General features: G+C 34.7%; 16 protein-coding genes. 13 read left to right on the top strand and 3 right to left on the bottom strand.

What is annotated here, in order from left to right:
• The first annotated feature begins 14 nt into the window (after positions 1-14).
• The 8 genes from wecB to NITER_RS01825 are packed head-to-tail and all read left to right on the top strand — an operon-like array spanning position 15 to position 9,312.
• Positions 15-1,079: a non-hydrolyzing UDP-N-acetylglucosamine 2-epimerase gene (gene wecB, locus NITER_RS01790; RefSeq protein WP_197685334.1), complete on the top strand. Its 1,065-nt coding sequence runs from the start codon at positions 15-17 to the stop codon at positions 1,077-1,079.
• Positions 1,076-2,374 (top strand): glycosyltransferase, encoded by a 1,299-nt coding sequence (locus NITER_RS01795; protein WP_084276314.1) that lies wholly within the window; start codon positions 1,076-1,078, stop codon positions 2,372-2,374. The genes wecB and NITER_RS01795 overlap by 4 nt, the downstream gene beginning before the upstream one ends.
• Before the next feature lie 12 nt (positions 2,375-2,386).
• A complete protein-coding gene (locus NITER_RS01800) occupies positions 2,387-3,199 on the top strand; it encodes a glycosyltransferase (RefSeq protein WP_084276312.1) in 813 nt (270 codons plus the stop codon).
• Between the two features lie 10 nt (positions 3,200-3,209).
• Positions 3,210-5,342: an STT3 domain-containing protein gene (locus NITER_RS01805; RefSeq protein WP_084276310.1), complete on the top strand. Its 2,133-nt coding sequence runs from the start codon at positions 3,210-3,212 to the stop codon at positions 5,340-5,342.
• On the top strand, positions 5,339-5,935 hold the full coding sequence (locus NITER_RS01810; RefSeq protein WP_084276309.1) for a sugar transferase: 597 nt from the start codon (positions 5,339-5,341) through the stop codon (positions 5,933-5,935). Before NITER_RS01805 ends, NITER_RS01810 begins: the two co-directional genes overlap by 4 nt.
• Positions 5,935-6,939 carry a UDP-glucose 4-epimerase GalE gene (gene galE / locus NITER_RS01815; RefSeq protein ID WP_084276308.1) on the top strand — a complete coding sequence of 335 codons (1,005 nt, stop codon included), beginning with the start codon at positions 5,935-5,937 and terminating at the stop codon, positions 6,937-6,939. The genes NITER_RS01810 and galE overlap by 1 nt, the downstream gene beginning before the upstream one ends.
• On the top strand, positions 6,921-8,018 hold the full coding sequence (locus tag NITER_RS01820) for a glycosyltransferase (protein ID WP_197685332.1): 1,098 nt from the start codon (positions 6,921-6,923) through the stop codon (positions 8,016-8,018). Before galE ends, NITER_RS01820 begins: the two co-directional genes overlap by 19 nt.
• Positions 8,005-9,312, top strand: coding sequence for a sugar transferase (locus NITER_RS01825; protein WP_084276307.1), 1,308 nt, complete (start codon positions 8,005-8,007; stop codon positions 9,310-9,312). Before NITER_RS01820 ends, NITER_RS01825 begins: the two co-directional genes overlap by 14 nt.
• Here the strand turns inward: NITER_RS01825 and NITER_RS01830 are convergent.
• Positions 9,309-10,049: an EI24 domain-containing protein gene (locus NITER_RS01830; protein WP_084276305.1), complete on the bottom strand. Its 741-nt coding sequence runs from the start codon at positions 10,047-10,049 to the stop codon at positions 9,309-9,311. The two genes, NITER_RS01825 and NITER_RS01830, sit on opposite strands and share 4 nt — an antisense overlap.
• Positions 10,050-10,097: 48 nt before the next feature.
• On the opposite strand from NITER_RS01830, the gene NITER_RS01835 reads away from it, so the two are divergent.
• Complete coding sequence (locus NITER_RS01835) at positions 10,098-12,272, top strand: IGHMBP2 family helicase (RefSeq protein ID WP_084276609.1); 2,175 nt, start codon at positions 10,098-10,100, stop codon at positions 12,270-12,272.
• Positions 12,241-12,570 (top strand): thioredoxin family protein, encoded by a 330-nt coding sequence (locus NITER_RS01840; RefSeq protein WP_084276304.1) that lies wholly within the window; start codon positions 12,241-12,243, stop codon positions 12,568-12,570. The genes NITER_RS01835 and NITER_RS01840 overlap by 32 nt, the downstream gene beginning before the upstream one ends.
• A gap of 18 nt (positions 12,571-12,588) precedes the next feature.
• Here the strand turns inward: NITER_RS01840 and NITER_RS01845 are convergent, their stop codons facing one another.
• Together NITER_RS01845 and NITER_RS01850 are read right to left on the bottom strand one after the other, a co-directional pair.
• On the bottom strand, positions 12,589-13,671 hold the full coding sequence (locus tag NITER_RS01845; RefSeq protein WP_084276302.1) for a multiheme c-type cytochrome: 1,083 nt from the start codon (positions 13,669-13,671) through the stop codon (positions 12,589-12,591).
• On the bottom strand, positions 13,664-13,855 hold the full coding sequence (locus NITER_RS01850; RefSeq protein ID WP_197685331.1) for a hypothetical protein: 192 nt from the start codon (positions 13,853-13,855) through the stop codon (positions 13,664-13,666). Before NITER_RS01850 ends, NITER_RS01845 begins: the two co-directional genes overlap by 8 nt.
• 48 nt (positions 13,856-13,903) lie before the next feature.
• Between NITER_RS01850 and NITER_RS01855 the strand changes: the two genes are divergently transcribed.
• From NITER_RS01855 to dapE, 3 genes are read left to right on the top strand one after another with little or no spacing between them, the layout of a single operon-like run.
• A complete protein-coding gene (locus NITER_RS01855) occupies positions 13,904-14,242 on the top strand; it encodes a hypothetical protein (protein ID WP_084276299.1) in 339 nt (112 codons plus the stop codon).
• Positions 14,242-14,802, top strand: coding sequence for a YqiA/YcfP family alpha/beta fold hydrolase (locus NITER_RS01860; RefSeq protein WP_084276297.1), 561 nt, complete (start codon positions 14,242-14,244; stop codon positions 14,800-14,802). Before NITER_RS01855 ends, NITER_RS01860 begins: the two co-directional genes overlap by 1 nt.
• Entirely contained in the window at positions 14,780-15,874 is a 1,095-nt protein-coding gene (gene dapE, locus NITER_RS01865; protein WP_084276296.1) for a succinyl-diaminopimelate desuccinylase, read from the top strand. Before NITER_RS01860 ends, dapE begins: the two co-directional genes overlap by 23 nt.
• Positions 15,875-15,894: the final 20 nt, after the last annotated feature.

The raw sequence follows: 15,894 nt of genomic DNA on the forward strand, positions 1-15,894 counted from the left end.
AAAAGGGATTCTTGTTGAAAATATTGACTATATTAGGTGCAAGGCCTCAATTTGTAAAAGCAGGTACGGTTAGTCGCGAGATAAACAAATTTAATGATATTAGAGAGATTATTGTCCATACCGGACAGCATTATGATAAAAATATGAGTGAAATTTTTTTTGAAGAGATGAAAATACCAAAACCAAAATATTTTCTTGGAGTTGGAGGAAAATCTCATGGTGCTATGACTGGACAAATGATAGAAAAAATTGAAGATATAGCATTAAAAGAAAAACCAGATTGGATTTTAGTATATGGAGATACAAATTCTACATTGGCAGGTGCACTAGTTGCAAGTAAACTTCATATAAAACTAGCTCATGTTGAAGCTGGCCTTAGAAGTTTTAATATGAAAATGCCAGAAGAAGTTAATAGAGTACTTACGGATAGAATAAGTGATGTTTTATTTTGTCCCACAGATACAGCAGTTAATAATCTTAAAAATGAAAAATATGACAATTTTAATTGCAAAATAGTAAAATCTGGTGATGTGATGTACGATGCAGTTTTATATTATAAACAGTTTGCAAGGAAACCAAGAAATGTAAAAATAGAAAAAGATTTTATTTTATGCACAATTCATAGGGCCGAAAATACAGACAACTTAAATAAATTAAAAAATATTTTTGAAGCGTTAGCAGACATAGGAAAAGATATTCAGATTATTTTGCCACTTCATCCAAGAACAAAACAAAAATTAAATGATCTTTCATTATCATTTTGTAATATTAATATAATTGAACCAATAGGATATTTTGAAATGTTATGGTTATTAAAAAATTCTAAAATGGTAATGACTGATAGTGGAGGATTGCAAAAAGAAGCGTATTTTTTTAAAAAACCTTGTATAACATTAAGAGAAGAAACAGAATGGATAGAATTACTAGAAATTGGAATTAATAAATTGGTGGGAGCTAATAAAGAAAAAATTATTAAAGGGTATAAATATTTTTCTGATAAAATGTTAGATATAAAAGATAAAGATTTATATGGAAATGGAAAAGCAGCTAAAAAAATAATTATGGAACTTTTAAATTGAAAACCATATTATTTATAACTCCTTTATTTTATCCTCAAAATCAAGTGGCAGTTTTAAGAATTGGAGACTGGAGTAAATATTTAGCAAAAAATAGTTATAAAGTAATTATATTAACTTCTAAAAAATATTCTTTTATGGGACCTTTTGGATTAGAAAAAAAATTACCAAAAAATATAGAAATTATAGAAGTGGATTTTTTACCAGTATTTTTAAAAAAAAGATTTAATAAAGAAATGAATAAATCTATAAATAATAATATTGAAAATTCAAGGTTTAATAATATAAAGTTGTTTGTAAGAAAAATTAGAAATTATATAGGTAGTCTTTTTGATATATATGATTTTTGGATAAATCCTGCTCTTGAAGTGGCTATAAAAATCATTAAAAAGGAAGAAGTAGATTTTATCATTACTTCCTATTCTCCTCCTGCAGGTATCGCTATAGCTCATAAATTAAAGAAAATATATCCTTCTTTAAAATGGATAGCAGATTTTAGAGACTTATGGGCATATAATCATATTATTTATGCAAAAGGCATTTTTAGAATTTATGAGAAATATAAAGAAAAAAAATTATTATCGAATGTAGATAAAATCATTACAGTTTCTGATCCTTTAACTAATGAAATGAAAAAACATTATCCATGTAAAGCAATTTTTACCATTGAAAACGGATACGATCCTGAAGAGTTTAAGAATTGGAAAAATAATATTACTTTCCAACCTAAAATAAATAATAAATTAGTGATTTCTTATTTAGGAACTATTTATCCTAAAAAGCGTGATCCTTCAATTTTGTTTGAAGTAATTAATGAATTAATAGAAGAGAAAATAATTGATAAATCACAAATAGAAATTAATTTCTTTGGGGATAATAAAAATCAATTAGAAGATATGATAAAACTAAAAAATTATAATAAATTTGGAATTATCAATATAAAAGGTTTTGTATCAAGAGAAGAGTCTTTAAGGATTCAAAAAGATTCTGATATTCTGTTGTTTTTGGAATGGAACAATCCATCTGCAAAGGGAGTATTAACGGGAAAATTATTTGAATATTTAGTAAGTGGAAGACCTATTTTAGGTGTAGGCATTACTAATAAAAATGAAGCAGGAAAAGTTATTGAAAAAACAAGAACAGGAAAGCTATTTATAAATAAAAATTTATTAAAACGTGATTTAAAAAATATATTTTTAAATAAAAAAATTGATTTTTATAATCCAGATGTTAATGAAATTGAAAGATATTCAAGAGATAAACAAATATTAAAGCTAATTGAAATTATAGAAAGTTAAAAAGGCTTATAAGTGAAATCTTGTGTAATTATGTCTGTATATAAAAATGATAAATTAGAATATGTAAGGGAAGCACTTAATAGTTTGTACAATCAAAAATTGAAAGCTGATATTTTTATAAAAATAGATGGAGAAATTGATAAAGAATTAGAAGAATTCCTTGTTTCTGAAAAAGAAAAAGGAAAAATTAAATATTTGGATAGGAGAAAAGAAAATAGAGGCCTAGCATATTCATTAAATGAGCTTATAGAAAAAGGACTAGAGTTAAATTATAATTATTTTTTTAGAATGGATGCAGATGATATAAATAATTTGGATAGATTTAAAAAACAGATTGAATTTATGGAAAAAAATAAAAATATTGATGTATGTGGAACATATATAAAAGAAATAGGAGATGGATTGGATTATGAGAAATTAGTTAAGTATCCTTTAAATCATGATGAAATGTTTGATTTTTTTAAAAAGAGAGTACCTTTAGCGCATGTAAGTGTGTGTTTTAGAGATTCTTATTTCAAAAAAGCAGGTTTGTATCCTGAGAATGGTCATATTTCTAATGAGGATACATTAATGTGGCTCAAAGGTTTTCAATCTGGATGTCATTTTGCTAATATTCCTTATATAGGAGTTAACGTAAGAGTTAATAAAGATTTTTTTAACAGGAGAAGAGGAATAAAAAAAGTTTGGTATGATTTAAAAAATAGGATTGAAGTTGTTCGTACTCTTGAATATGGATTATTTGGATATATTTATTCTATTGGAATGTTTTTTATAAATATACTTCCTCCATCAGTAAAAAAATTAGCTTATAAAACCTTACGATAAAGGATATTTAATGTTTGTTAAAAAAAATACTATTTTTCTTATTCTAATTGTTATATTAATTGCTTATATATTTTCTTATGTTTTTCATATCTACTGGATTGGTTGGGCGAGTCACAATCCCGAATTTTTTTGGAACAATCAGTTGATGATTAATAATGTGGATGGATATTTTTTTGGAAGTGGAGCACAAAAGATTTTATACCATATGCATCTGGACAATCCAAGACTTCTTAGCGTATGGCATTATGGCACTGCGGTTGTTACAGCCTATATCGTCAAACTCTTGCCAATTTCACTCGATACCGCTATGCTCTATTTGCCTCCTGTCATCAGCTCCCTTGTGGTTATACCGATTATTTTGATCGGTAGGCTCTATGGCAATCTTTTATGGGGATTTTTGAGTGCACTCATCGCTTCGATTGGTTGGAGTTACTACAATAGAACATTGGCCGGATATTACGATACCGATATGTTTAGTGCAATGCTGCCAATGTTTATCCTCTTCTTTTTGCTCGCAGCCGTTAAATATCGCTCATTAAATTATATTCTTGCCGCCTCTTTGACCGTCATCCTCTATCCCTGGCTTTACGATCAGGGGCTTTCCATCGTTTATGCGATGGGAATCATGATGTTTTTATACCTTGTGATTTTATATCGAAACGAAAAGTTCTCTTACCAAGCTATTATTATTTTTTCCTTTGCTATGATGCCGATCTTTTGGGTGCTTAAGCTCTTTCTTGTGTTTATTCTTTGGTATATACTCAAAACATATGATACAGAGCTTAGAAAGCTCCAAATAGCTGCTGGTGTGAGTGTTTTGGCCTTTTTGCTACTAGGGAATGTTTTTGGTATCATTTTGCATAAAGTCTTCTCTTATACCTCCAAAACGGAGCAGATATCTGGACTTCATTTTCTCAACGTCAACGAAACGGTCAGAGAAGCTGGAAAGATCCCTTTTGAAGTAGTAGCCGATAGGATTGTGGGCTCCCTTTTGGGACTTGTCATCGCTGTTATCGGGTATATTTTATTGCTTATGCGCAACAAAGAATTCATCATCGCACTTCCATTGTGGGGGATCGGTTTTTTTGCATATTTTGGAGGTCTTCGTTTTACCGTCTATGCTGTTCCAATTGCTGCGATGAGTGCGGTTTACTTCTTTTTTTGGCTCTCTGAACGTTTTGAAGCTAGAAAGGTCCGCATGGCAATAGTGAGTCTGGGTACTCTCTTTGTCTTAACTCCCAACATCACTCATATCACGGGATGTTGCGAAAAGATAAGCTGGCTTGATGGCATCAAAGGATTTTATCCGCTAAAAAGTTATCCATATCTAACTCCGACTACTCTTTTAAAAAGCGAAGTGGCACTCCTCGATGAACTCAACAAAAAAAGTTCTCCTAAAGATTATGCGATCACTTGGTGGGACTATGGGTATCCGATCTGGTATTACGCAGATGTCAACACCCTCATTGATGGAGGCAAGCATAATGAAGACAACTTTTTAGTATCTAAAATTTTAAGTACATCCAATCAGCGCTTGGCAGCCAATTTAGCAAAACTTTCTATCAAAGTCTATACAGACACCAATAAAACTGTTGCACCACAACTCTTTATTAAAAATGGAAAAACTATTAATGTTGATAAATTTTTTACTAAAATTTCTTCTAAAGAGTATAAATCTCCAAAATTAAACAGAAATATTTATTTGATTTTACCTCATAGGATGTTTAATATTTTTCCAACTGTTACCTATTTTTCTCAGCGTAATCTTAATACTGGAGAAGTCTATCGCAGGGAGTTTTATTATAAAAATAGGATAATGCAAAAAGGGAATAAGCTCTATATTGGACAACTTATAGTGGATCTGCAAAGAGCAATAGTTCTTATTGGTAACCAGCAAGCTCCTATCAAAAGTGTCTATATTGTAGGAATTGATAGAAGTGGAAAAAGCCATTATAAAGAGCAAAAAATTCGTAATAAAGGAATTAATCTTATTATTAATAAAAGTTTTGGTGAAGCAATTTTAGCGGATGATATGTATCTTCATTCTACATTTTTTCAGATATATCTTTTTGATAAGTATGATCCCGAGCTTTTTGAGCCAGTTGTTGTAAGTCCTTGGATGAAGATTTATAGAATAAAATGACTCCAAAACAAAAACGAATGAAAAGAGCCTTTGATGTAATAGGGGCATCTTTAGGGCTCTTTATTACTTGGCCAATTATTCTTATTGCTTGGTTGATAGCATCTATTGAAACAAGAAGCAATGGATTTTTTTTGCAAAAAAGAGTAGGAGAACGGGGTGAGCTTTTTACTATTATCAAAATCAAGACGATGTATCCCCATGCAAAAGGTTCTTCAATCACTACAGCCAAAGACAAGCGTATAACAAAAAGTGGTCGTTTCTTTCGTCGCTACAAGATAGATGAGCTTCCCCAACTCATTAATATCCTTAAAGGGGATATGAGTTTTGTGGGTCCAAGACCGGATGTACCAGGATATATGGACAGGCTTGAAGGTAATGATAGAGTTCTTCTTTCTATTAAGCCTGGTATAACAGGTCCAGCTACGCTAAAATATAGAGACGAAGAGGAGATTTTAGCCAAAGTAGACGATCCGCAAAAGTATAACGATGAGGTAATCTGGCCAGACAAAGTTCGTATTAACAAACAGTATTTGCGCAATTGGTCGTTAAAAAAAGATATAGAGTATATTTTACAAACTATTAAAGGAAAATGATGCAAAAAATTCTTATTACCGGTGGTGCCGGTTACATTGGCTCCCATGTAACAAAAGAGCTACTCAAAAGAGGTGACTATGAGATTACTATAGTTGATAATCTATCAACCGGATTTGCCGAGACGATTGAGAGAATTAAGCAGTTTTATGGGGATGTCGATTTTATCAAGCTAGACCTCTCAGATTGGGATGAGGTGAATAAGCTTTTAGGGCAAAAGAAATTTGATGCAATTATCCACTTTGCAGCTGCACTTGTGGTACCAGAGTCTGTAGAAAATCCTCTTAAATACTATCTCAATAACACTGCAAATACTGCAAATCTCATAAAAGCTGCTGTAGAGAGTGGAGTTGGGAAATTTATATTTTCTTCCACTGCAGCTGTGTATGGAGAGCCTGAAACTATTCCAGCTACAGGTATTACTGAAAAGGATGAGACCTCTCCTATAAATCCGTATGGCCACAGCAAGCTTATGAGTGAGCAGGTTTTGGCTGATAGCGCCAAAGCATATGATGGTTTCAATTATGTAGCTCTTCGCTACTTCAATGTCGCAGGAGCAGATATTGGTGGAAAAATTGGCCAATCTACCAAAAATGCTACGCACCTCATTAAAGTTGCAGCCGAGACTGCTCTTGGAAAAAGAGATAAGATGTATATCTTTGGTGATGACTATCCTACCGCAGATGGTACATGTATCCGCGACTATATCCATGTCGACGATCTGTCATTAGCACATCTTGAAGCACTCGATTACTTGGATGATCATGAGAGTGATGTTTTTAATGTAGGATATGGGCAAGGTTATAGCGTTAAAGAGGTAATAGATACAATGAAAAGAGTAAGCGGAAATGATTTTACTGTAGAGATTACGGGGCGTAGAGCTGGTGATCCTGCTATGCTTATAGCAAATTCGCAAAAATTGCAAAAAGCTACCAACTGGAAGCCAAAATATGACAATTTAGAGCTTATATGTAAAACTGCGTTAGAGTGGGAGAAGAACCTATAAGAGTTGCTGTTGTTCACGATTGGCTAGTAACACAAGGTGGAGCAGAGAAGGTTTTACGCCAAATAGTAGAACTTTTTCCTGAAGCTGATATCTATACTCTTGTAGATTTTTTAGATGAAAAACAAAGAGAGGAGATTCTACTAGGCAAAAAAACAACTCCCTCTTTTATTCAATATCTCCCTTTAGCAAAAAAGTATTTTCGTAATTATCTTCCTCTCTTTCCAAAAGCTATTGAGAGTTTTGATTTATCACAATATGATTTAATCATCTCCTCATCATGGGCATTTGCTAAAGGAGTAAAAAAAACGAAAAATCAAAAGCATATATGCTACTGCCATACTCCTATTCGCTATGCATGGGACCTCTATGAAGAGTATGTACTGCCCCTGCATCCTCTTAAAAAGTGGATAGTAATACCAACGCTTGCTTATATTCGCAAATGGGATAGAGAGAGTGCCAAAAATGTGGATCTCTTTATTGCTAATTCTACTTGTGTAGCACAAAGGATCCAAAAACATTATAACCGGGATGCTACTATTTTACATCCACCAGTTGATTGTAACAAGTTTAGACCAAGATTAGAAAAAGAGGATTTTTATCTTACACTTTCTCGTTTAGTCCCTTATAAAAAGACGCGTCTTATAGTTGAAGCTTTCAATGAGATGCCACAAAGAAAGCTTATAGTAATTGGTGAGGGTGAAGAGCTTACTCATTTAAAAAAAATAGCTAAGAGCAATGTAGAAATTCTTGGGTTTCAGCCTGATAGCGTGGTGGTAGAATATATGCAAAAAACAAAGGCTTTTGTATATGCAGCAAAAGAGGATTTTGGTATTGTTATGGCAGAGGCTCTTAGCAGCGCAACGCCTGTAATTGCCTTTGGAGAGTGTGGAGCAAGGGATATAGTTTGCAATGGGTGTGGGGTGCTCTTTGCAAAACAAAATAGGGAAGCTATAATGCAGGCGGTAGAACAGTTTGAGAAGATGAGCTTTTCTAACAAAAGACTAATTGAATATGCGCTACAATTTGATCAAAAAATCTTTAAAGAAAAACTGTTGCGAATAATCTATGAAAATATATAGATATTTAAGCCCTCTACTTCTTTTTCTATTTGATGCTCTTACTATTGTGGGTTCAATTGTATTAGCGTATGAGAGTAGGGAGATTTTTATCAGCACTAACGATATATCATTGATACGCTATTTAACGCTCTATGTTTTCTATTTACCCCTTATAATGTTTATCTATGAGGGGCTCTATCATTATAGATACGATTTTTGGCAAGAGTGTAAACTTATCTTAAGAGCGTTACTACTCTCATTTTTGATTGTACTTAGTTACTTAGCTTTAACAAAATCCATCGATAACTATTCGAGGTTTGTAGTCGTTTTAGCTTTTATTTATATGACATTTTTCATACCTTTGCAAAAAAGACTTATTAAATGGTTGCTCTATTCTCTTGGTATCTGGAAAAGAGAGGCAAAACTTCTTGGAAGCGATCCCTTTTTAGAAAAAAATATTTTTGATAACTATTATGTTGGTTATGTTCCAGCAAAAAATGGAAGTGATACTGTCTTCATAGATCCACATAGCGTTTCCTTAGATTCAATGGATACGATTCTTAAAAGTGAGCTGCGCAAACATCATGAACTCTACTTTATGCCGATAATTCGTGATTTTAATCTCACGCAATCACAGATTTTTGAGTTTTTTAATAGCAGATCCAATCTCATTTTACTCCAAAATAGATTACAAAGTAGAGTCAATATTGCAACCAAAGAGATTTTTGATAAAAGTACTGCTTTTTTACTTCTGATTGCTCTTTTGCCATTTATAGGGATGGTTGTTATTATAAAAATTTTTTTGGAGCCTCGCGCACCTATATTTTATAAACAGCGACGTTTAGGGAAGGATGGGAAAGAGTTTTATCTTTTAAAATTTCGCACAATGTACGTAAATGCAAATGAGATCTTAGAAGCCTATTTCCAAAAGCATCCTGAAAAAAAAGAGGAGTGGGAGAGATATAAAAAATTAAAAGATGATCCTAGAGTCACTCCGCTTGGGCGTATTTTACGAAAATACTCAATCGATGAGCTGCCGCAGCTTTTTAATGTGTTACGAGGAGAGATGAGTCTTATTGGTCCTAGGCCTTATATTCCAGATGAATTAGAAAAGTTAGCCAGTTATAAAGAGGAGATTTTGTTAGCAAAGCCCGGAATTACAGGGCTGTGGCAAGTACTTGGGCGCAATAGTTTGAGTTTTGAAGAGCGTATGGCAATAGATAGGTGGTATGTATATAATTGGTCATTATGGAACGATTTTGTGATTCTTCTTAAAACCTTCCGTGCTGTTTTAGAAAAAGAAAAAACCTCTTAAGAACGCAAGCGAAAGAAGAGGTGTGCCATAACTGCTACAAAATAGACCTGTAAGAGCATACCAGCAAAGGGAATGAGTGTAATGAGGTAGAGTATTCCAGTAGTGCTCATTATTTTAAGGCGATATTTTTTGAGTATCTCCTCAAGCTCCTTTTTTCTCATAATCTCTCCACCTACATCTAGGCTCAAAAATGAGTGAAAAAGATAGTAAAAAGGAATGTTGAGTGCTATAACATTGAGCAAAGGTATAAAATAGGCAAGAGCAGCAAGGAAAAAGACCCCTACTGTTTTTAGGAGGACTTTTAGCATCATGACTATGTATTCTCCTATACTCATGCTACCCTCTAATACAATGTGGCTATAGTGACGCTTATGTATCTCCTTGACTACGATAGGAGTAAAAAATCCCATCACAATAGTTGCAATTGCTGTTGAAGCTAAAATTGCAAGAAGCGTTCCAAAAATTGCAAGAAGCGTTCCAAAGATAATTTTAAAAATAAAACTCCCAGCAATGGCAGCAAGCCAGGGATGGTTTTGGAAGAATGATGCAATATCAGGATCTTGCAAAGCTTGTGGATTTTGTGCTACTTGACTGAGGAGCTCAATGATATTGCCAATGGAGCCAAAAGCGATACCTGCAAAGATTATGAGAGTAATAAAAAATGGTGCAAATGTGAGAGTGAGAAACTTTTTTGTCAAAAAATCCTCAAAAGCTGCAACAAAGATCGATTTTTGCATAACTACCCTTTTTGTACTAAAATTGCGAAAAAATATAAAGGAATTTTTTTGGGTTGTCTCATTTTACCAAAAGTGTATGAAGGTATAGAGCTACAAAAGGCTTTACGGCGTATAAAAATTAAATTATCTGATATCAAAAAGCTCTACTACGCAAATGGCAAAACTCTTGCATGTCTGAAAAAGCGTGTCAAAATTAAGCAAGATAAAAAGCTTTTTGCCACAAAAGATGAAGAGAATGAAATAGTTTTTGTGCATGATTTTGTAGAGCACTACAAATACCTTATTGATATGGAGCGCCGTGCAGAGATTGAGGCTACAATTAGCGAACTGCGCAGTATGAGTGGAGAAGAGCGGGAAGTTTTTGGAAGAGCGATCTTGGGCCTTAAAGGTCAAAAGGAGCCAAGTAGGCTCAATCTCTATTTTGTGAGATTTGGACGCAGCAAGATTATTGATACAGAAATCAGTTCTGGTGATATAGTTCTCATATCCCGCGGCGAGCCTTTGAAAAGTGATGTGACGGGGACTGTGAGTGAAGTGAAGAAAAATTATATAACGGTAGCTTTTGAGCAAAAGCCTCCAAAATGGGTCTACTCTTTTGGCATACGTATAGATCTCTATATCAATGATGTAACATTTAAACGTATGGAAGAAAATCTAGAAATTCTTCGCCATGCTGCAGGAAATCAGAGAAAACTTAGAAATATTGCTCTTGGATTGTGGACGCCAAAGAGTGCACAAGAGGAGCAGATAACTTGTCAAACCGCGCTCAATACTACCCAAAAAAGTGCTGTACAAAAAGCATTAGGGAGTGACGTTTTTTTGATTCACGGACCTCCAGGAACTGGTAAAACTTCTACGTTAATTGAGCTTATTTTACAAGAAGTAGAGCGCAAAAGAAGAGTTTTAGCAACTGCCGATTCAAACACTGCTGTAGATAATATGCTACAGCGATTAGCGAGGTACGATCTCAATCTTGTGCGCGTGGGGCATCCAGCGAGAATACTCTATGAGCTAGAAGAGTTTAGTATTCATGCAAAGTATGAAAAGAGTTTGGAGGCCGAAGCTATCAAAAGAGGTTGGGAAGAGATAGGAGTTTTAGTAAAGCAAAGAGAGCAGCACTCAAAGCCAACACAAGCAAGAGCTAGAGGTATGAGTCATGATCGCATTTTAACACTTGCAGCAAGAGGTAAGAGTATGCGAGGTGTAAGTGTTGCAACGCTCCAATCTATGGCTCAATGGATCAAGTACGATCGAAAAATCGATACATTAGTGAAGAGTTTGCGTTATGAAGAGGAACAAGTATATAAAAAAATAATAGAAGAAGCAGATGTAGTGCTCTCGACAAATGGGATGATTATGAGTGAAATTTTAAAAGATTCCCATTTTGATGTAGCGGTAATTGATGAAGGAAGCCAGCAAGTAATTCCATCGACACTCATTCCAATAATGCATGCTGCAAGATTCGTTATTGCAGGCGATCACAAGCAACTACCCCCTACTGTTGTAAGCGATAGTCGGGATCTGAAAAAATCACTTTTTGAGGAGCTCATAGAGCGCAATAAAGAAAATTCTCAAATGCTACAGATCCAGTATCGCATGAATGAAAAGATTATGGGATTTAGCAATGAGCTCTTTTATGAGGGAAAACTCATTGCTGATGAGAGCGTAAAAGATCAAACGATTGAGGATTTACACCTTAACCCTGCACAAAAGTTTGCAGATATACTAGATCCAACACCACTTGTATTTGTTGATACAAAAGGACTAGAAGCAAAGGAGCGATTACCAGATCGAAGTACAAGCTATGAAAATATTATTGAAGCAGGGATTGTAAAAGCGTTGGTAGACGAGCTTTTGGCAATGGGCTCGAAAGAGGAGTATATAGGTGTTATAACACCTTATGCAGCGCAAGTAAAACGTATAAAAAAGATGTTTGAAGAGCCTCTTGTAGAGATAAAAACAGTAGATGGTTTTCAAGGAAGAGAAAAAGAGATCATAATTATAAGTTTTGTGCGCAGTAACGAAAGAGGAGAAATTGGATTTTTAAAAGATCTGCGCCGTCTTAATGTAGCAATTACAAGAGCTAAACGCAAGCTTATCTGTATAGGAGATAGCGCTACATTAGAAAGTGATGGAGTCTATAAAAAATTTATTAGCTATATCCAACAAAATGGGAAAATAAGGAGTTGGCATGGAGAAGATGCAGTCGATAGAGCAGATTGATAAGAGAGTAGCGAGTGAGCCTGCAGTACTTTTATATGTAAGTGCTCCTGCATGCAGTGTGTGTGATGCTCTTAAACCAAAAATTGCAGAACTTTTTACAAAAGAGTTTTCTCAAGTTGTATTGTTAGAAGCTAATATTGCTGATATTCCTGAACTTGCTGGAAGGTTTAATATCCTCAGTGCACCTGCAATTTTGCTCTTTTTTGATGGCAAGGAGTTTGCTAGAGAGGGGCGTAATGTAAGTTTAGAGCTTTTTCGCCAGCGTGTTGAGAAGATCTACAATCTCTACTTTGCATAAAAGCCCAAAGAGGGCTTTTTAATATGTAAATGCTCTCTTTTTTAAGATGGCAGTTTTGTTTGCTTTAGATGGAATCCCAAGTTTTTTTGCAAGAGGAGGTTTGACAAGCTTATATCCAAGAGCTACTACGATTTTATCCCCTTTTTGTAGTTGGAAATCATATTTAAATACTCTCTTTTCATTTGCTTTGAGCATTGTGTCTTTGACTACCTCTTTTGCAAGCCAAGGAGGAGTTGGTTTACCATTGGCTCCAAGCACACGTACTAAGATCTCTTTTTTTTGCCATACTGGTTTATTATCTCTTACAACTTTAATAGAGACAAATGCTACGCGGGCTGGATGCAAGAGAAGATCGTGAGGGATTTTTGAGTTAATGGCGATCTCAAATCCTTTCAGATGTGGTAAGAATTCAATATCTACATAGCGAGCGAGCATATTTTGATAGCGGTGTGCACCTGCAAATCCGTGAAAAGCGTGGTGTGAACGTTTTTTGAGTGTAGAGACACTTCCTTTTACTTTTGGCATATGGCAGCTTACACAGTTAGCATTTTCAATCTCTCTCTTTTCATTTGTTGAGCAGACATTAAGTCCAAATTTATTACGCTTGTGAGAATGGCAACCCATACAAACATTGCCCTGGAGAAAGTTGCTGTTTGATGTATCGATTTGATGAAAAGGTGATTTGATGTGATCTTTGAGGGTTCCAAAATATTTTTTTGGTGTAGGTGAGATGATATTGTGATTTGTTTTGAGATCCTCTTTTATTGCTTTTATGCGGTGGCAGTAGGCACAAGCAACAGCATCATTTTGTGTTTTGTTATGAGGATCAGGACCGATACCGTTAGGTGCTATAAGTTCTTTAAAGTTATTTGCTGCAGGAGTATGACATTTTGCACATTTATAGGCATTCTTTTTACTCAAAGGATTTTTCTCCCATACAGCTTTGTGAATAGGATCTTTGTAAATCGTGGCATGTGCATGTTGGCTCGTTTGATACTCTTTGTAAATCAGTGGATGGCACTCTTTGCAAGCACTATTTGGTGCAAACTTTGCTGCAAATGCAAAAACTGCTGTAACTAAAAGCAAAGCTATTTTATTCATATCCCCTCTCCTTACGTTTTTTGGCTATCTCTTCTCGTCTTTTCAAAGCTTCGTTTGATGGTGTTTGCGGATTGCTAAAAAGTGCTTTTCCATACAAAACACACCCTTTATCTCCTGGATCACATGGTTTTTTGAGCAGATCACAATATTCACCGATTTGATGTGAGCATGTCCAACCACTCATACGCATTCCTTTTGTTATAATATTTTCAAATTTCCTCAAGGAGCATGAATGAAAAGAGTTTTATTAGCAGTTATTGTAGCATTTTTTATTGCTGGATGTACTCAAGAGACGCAAAATAAGTTAGGACGTGCAATTGTAAACTGGACAGGAACAAATGGAGTGTTGGAAATCTATAGTGGGGGAAAAGTGATAAAAAGAATTATGGGCATTGATAAGATTTCTACTGCTTATGGTACTGATGATAATCGTCCAAGACCATATCGCTATGGGTATGGTTATATGGATATGAATCTTGATGGTGTTTTGCAAAAAGAGGAAAAACGCAAAAAGATCTATTTTGAGTTTAGTGACTATGCAACGCAATATCTCTTTTATGAGCATCCATAATGATACTCTATATACATGGATTTAAAAGTTGTGGATGGGGGAATAAATCGAAGCTATTGCAAGAATATTTTGGTGACCTAGAAGCACCAGATCTTGCAATTTCTCCAAAAAAAGCGATTTCTCAGCTTGAAAAAGTGATAGAGCAAAAAGATATAGATCTTCTTATTGGCTCCTCTTTGGGTGGATATTATGCCACCTATTTAGCGCAAAAATACTCTATTAAAGCTGTACTTATTAATCCCTCTACAAGACCGTATCATACACTTAAGCCATATGTAGGATTACAGAAGCGTTTTTGCGATGGAATGGAGTTTGTGTGGAAGCAAGAGTATCTTCGTGAACTTTTGGAGTTTGATACCAAAAATTTGCAAAAACACCTCTTTTTGGTTCTTTTGCAAACAGGTGATGAGGTGTTAGACTACACTGAAGCAGTAAAAAAATATGCAAATCAGCGGCGAATTGTAGAGTATGGAGGAAATCATAGATTTGAAAATTTAGCAGATTATCTGTGTATGATCAAAAATTTTAGGGAGACAAATGGAAATAATAGATCTATTTAAGCAACTGCTCTCTTTTCCAAGTATTACACCCGATGATGCTGGAAGTTTGGAATTTATTAAAGAGTATTTAGAGGATTACGAAGCTCTCTGGTTCAATAAAGAGGGAGTAAAGAATCTCATTTTGTATAAGAAATTTGGCGAAGGTGAGCATCTCTGTTTCGCAGGGCATGTAGATGTAGTACCTCCTGGTGAAGGGTGGAACAGCGATCCTTTTGAGCCGATAGAAAAAGATGGCTATATCTATGCAAGGGGTGCGCAGGATATGAAGAGTGGAGTGGCAGCTTTTGTACAGGCTGCCAAAGAGACAAAAGAGTTTAATGGAACACTTTCGCTGCTTCTTACAAGTGATGAGGAAGGAGATGCAAAGTGGGGAACACGCTATGCTTTGCAAGAGCTCAAACGGATGGGAATGATTCCAGACTATGCGATTGTAGCTGAGCCAACTTGTGAAAAGGAATTTGGAGATGCCATTAAAATCGGTAGAAGAGGCTCAGTTAATGGTGTGATTGAAAAGATAGGAAAACAGGGACATGCAGCCTATCCAGAAAAAGCTATCAATCCCATTCATAAAGTAGCACAAGTTCTTCCTCATATGGCAGGAGTTGATCTTGATGAGGGGGATGAGTTTTTTGCACCGAGTAAATTTGTCATTACAGATATCAGAGCTGGAATGGAAGTGACTAATGTTACTCCTGGAAAACTTAAAATGATGTTTAATGTGCGCAACAATACAAAAACCACTATGCAAGATATTGAGCGTTTTGTACACAAATATTTTGATGGTATGAACTACTCATTACAGCTTTCTCAAAGTGCCAAGCCTTTTATTACAGATCCAGATTCCAAAATTGTCAAACTCATAGACAAAGCTATTCAAAAAGTGACAGGTATAACACCAAAGCACTCAACTGCAGGTGGAACAAGTGATGCGAGATTTTTGGCTGAATATGGAGTGAAAACTATAGAGTTTGGTGTAAAAAATGATACTATCCATGCACCTAATGAAAGAGTCCATAAAGATGAAGTAGTAAATCTTTATCGTGTATTCTTAGAAGTAATAGAGAGTTTTTAACAAACGCCTTAAAAAGGCGT

The sequence above is a fragment of the Nitratiruptor tergarcus DSM 16512 genome (assembly GCF_027946175.1).
GTDB lineage: Bacteria > Campylobacterota > Campylobacteria > Campylobacterales > Nitratiruptoraceae > Nitratiruptor > Nitratiruptor tergarcus.

Bases quoted from the DNA above. Each gene is read 5' to 3' on its own strand.
- NITER_RS01805 (WP_084276310.1), top strand. From the start codon at position 3,210: ATGTTTGTTAAAAAAAATACTATTTTTCTTATTCTAATTGTTATATTA.
- NITER_RS01810 (WP_084276309.1), top strand. From the start codon at position 5,339: ATGACTCCAAAACAAAAACGAATGAAAAGAGCCTTTGATGTAATAGGG.
- galE (WP_084276308.1), top strand. From the start codon at position 5,935: ATGCAAAAAATTCTTATTACCGGTGGTGCCGGTTACATTGGCTCCCAT.
- NITER_RS01825 (WP_084276307.1), top strand. From the start codon at position 8,005: ATGAAAATATATAGATATTTAAGCCCTCTACTTCTTTTTCTATTTGAT.
- NITER_RS01830 (WP_084276305.1), bottom strand. From the start codon at position 10,049: ATGCAAAAATCGATCTTTGTTGCAGCTTTTGAGGATTTTTTGACAAAA.
- NITER_RS01840 (WP_084276304.1), top strand. From the start codon at position 12,241: ATGGAGAAGATGCAGTCGATAGAGCAGATTGATAAGAGAGTAGCGAGT.
- NITER_RS01845 (WP_084276302.1), bottom strand. From the start codon at position 13,671: ATGAATAAAATAGCTTTGCTTTTAGTTACAGCAGTTTTTGCATTTGCA.
- NITER_RS01850 (WP_197685331.1), bottom strand. From the start codon at position 13,855: ATGAGTGGTTGGACATGCTCACATCAAATCGGTGAATATTGTGATCTG.
- NITER_RS01855 (WP_084276299.1), top strand. From the start codon at position 13,904: ATGAAAAGAGTTTTATTAGCAGTTATTGTAGCATTTTTTATTGCTGGA.
- NITER_RS01860 (WP_084276297.1), top strand. From the start codon at position 14,242: ATGATACTCTATATACATGGATTTAAAAGTTGTGGATGGGGGAATAAA.
- dapE (WP_084276296.1), top strand. From the start codon at position 14,780: ATGGAAATAATAGATCTATTTAAGCAACTGCTCTCTTTTCCAAGTATT.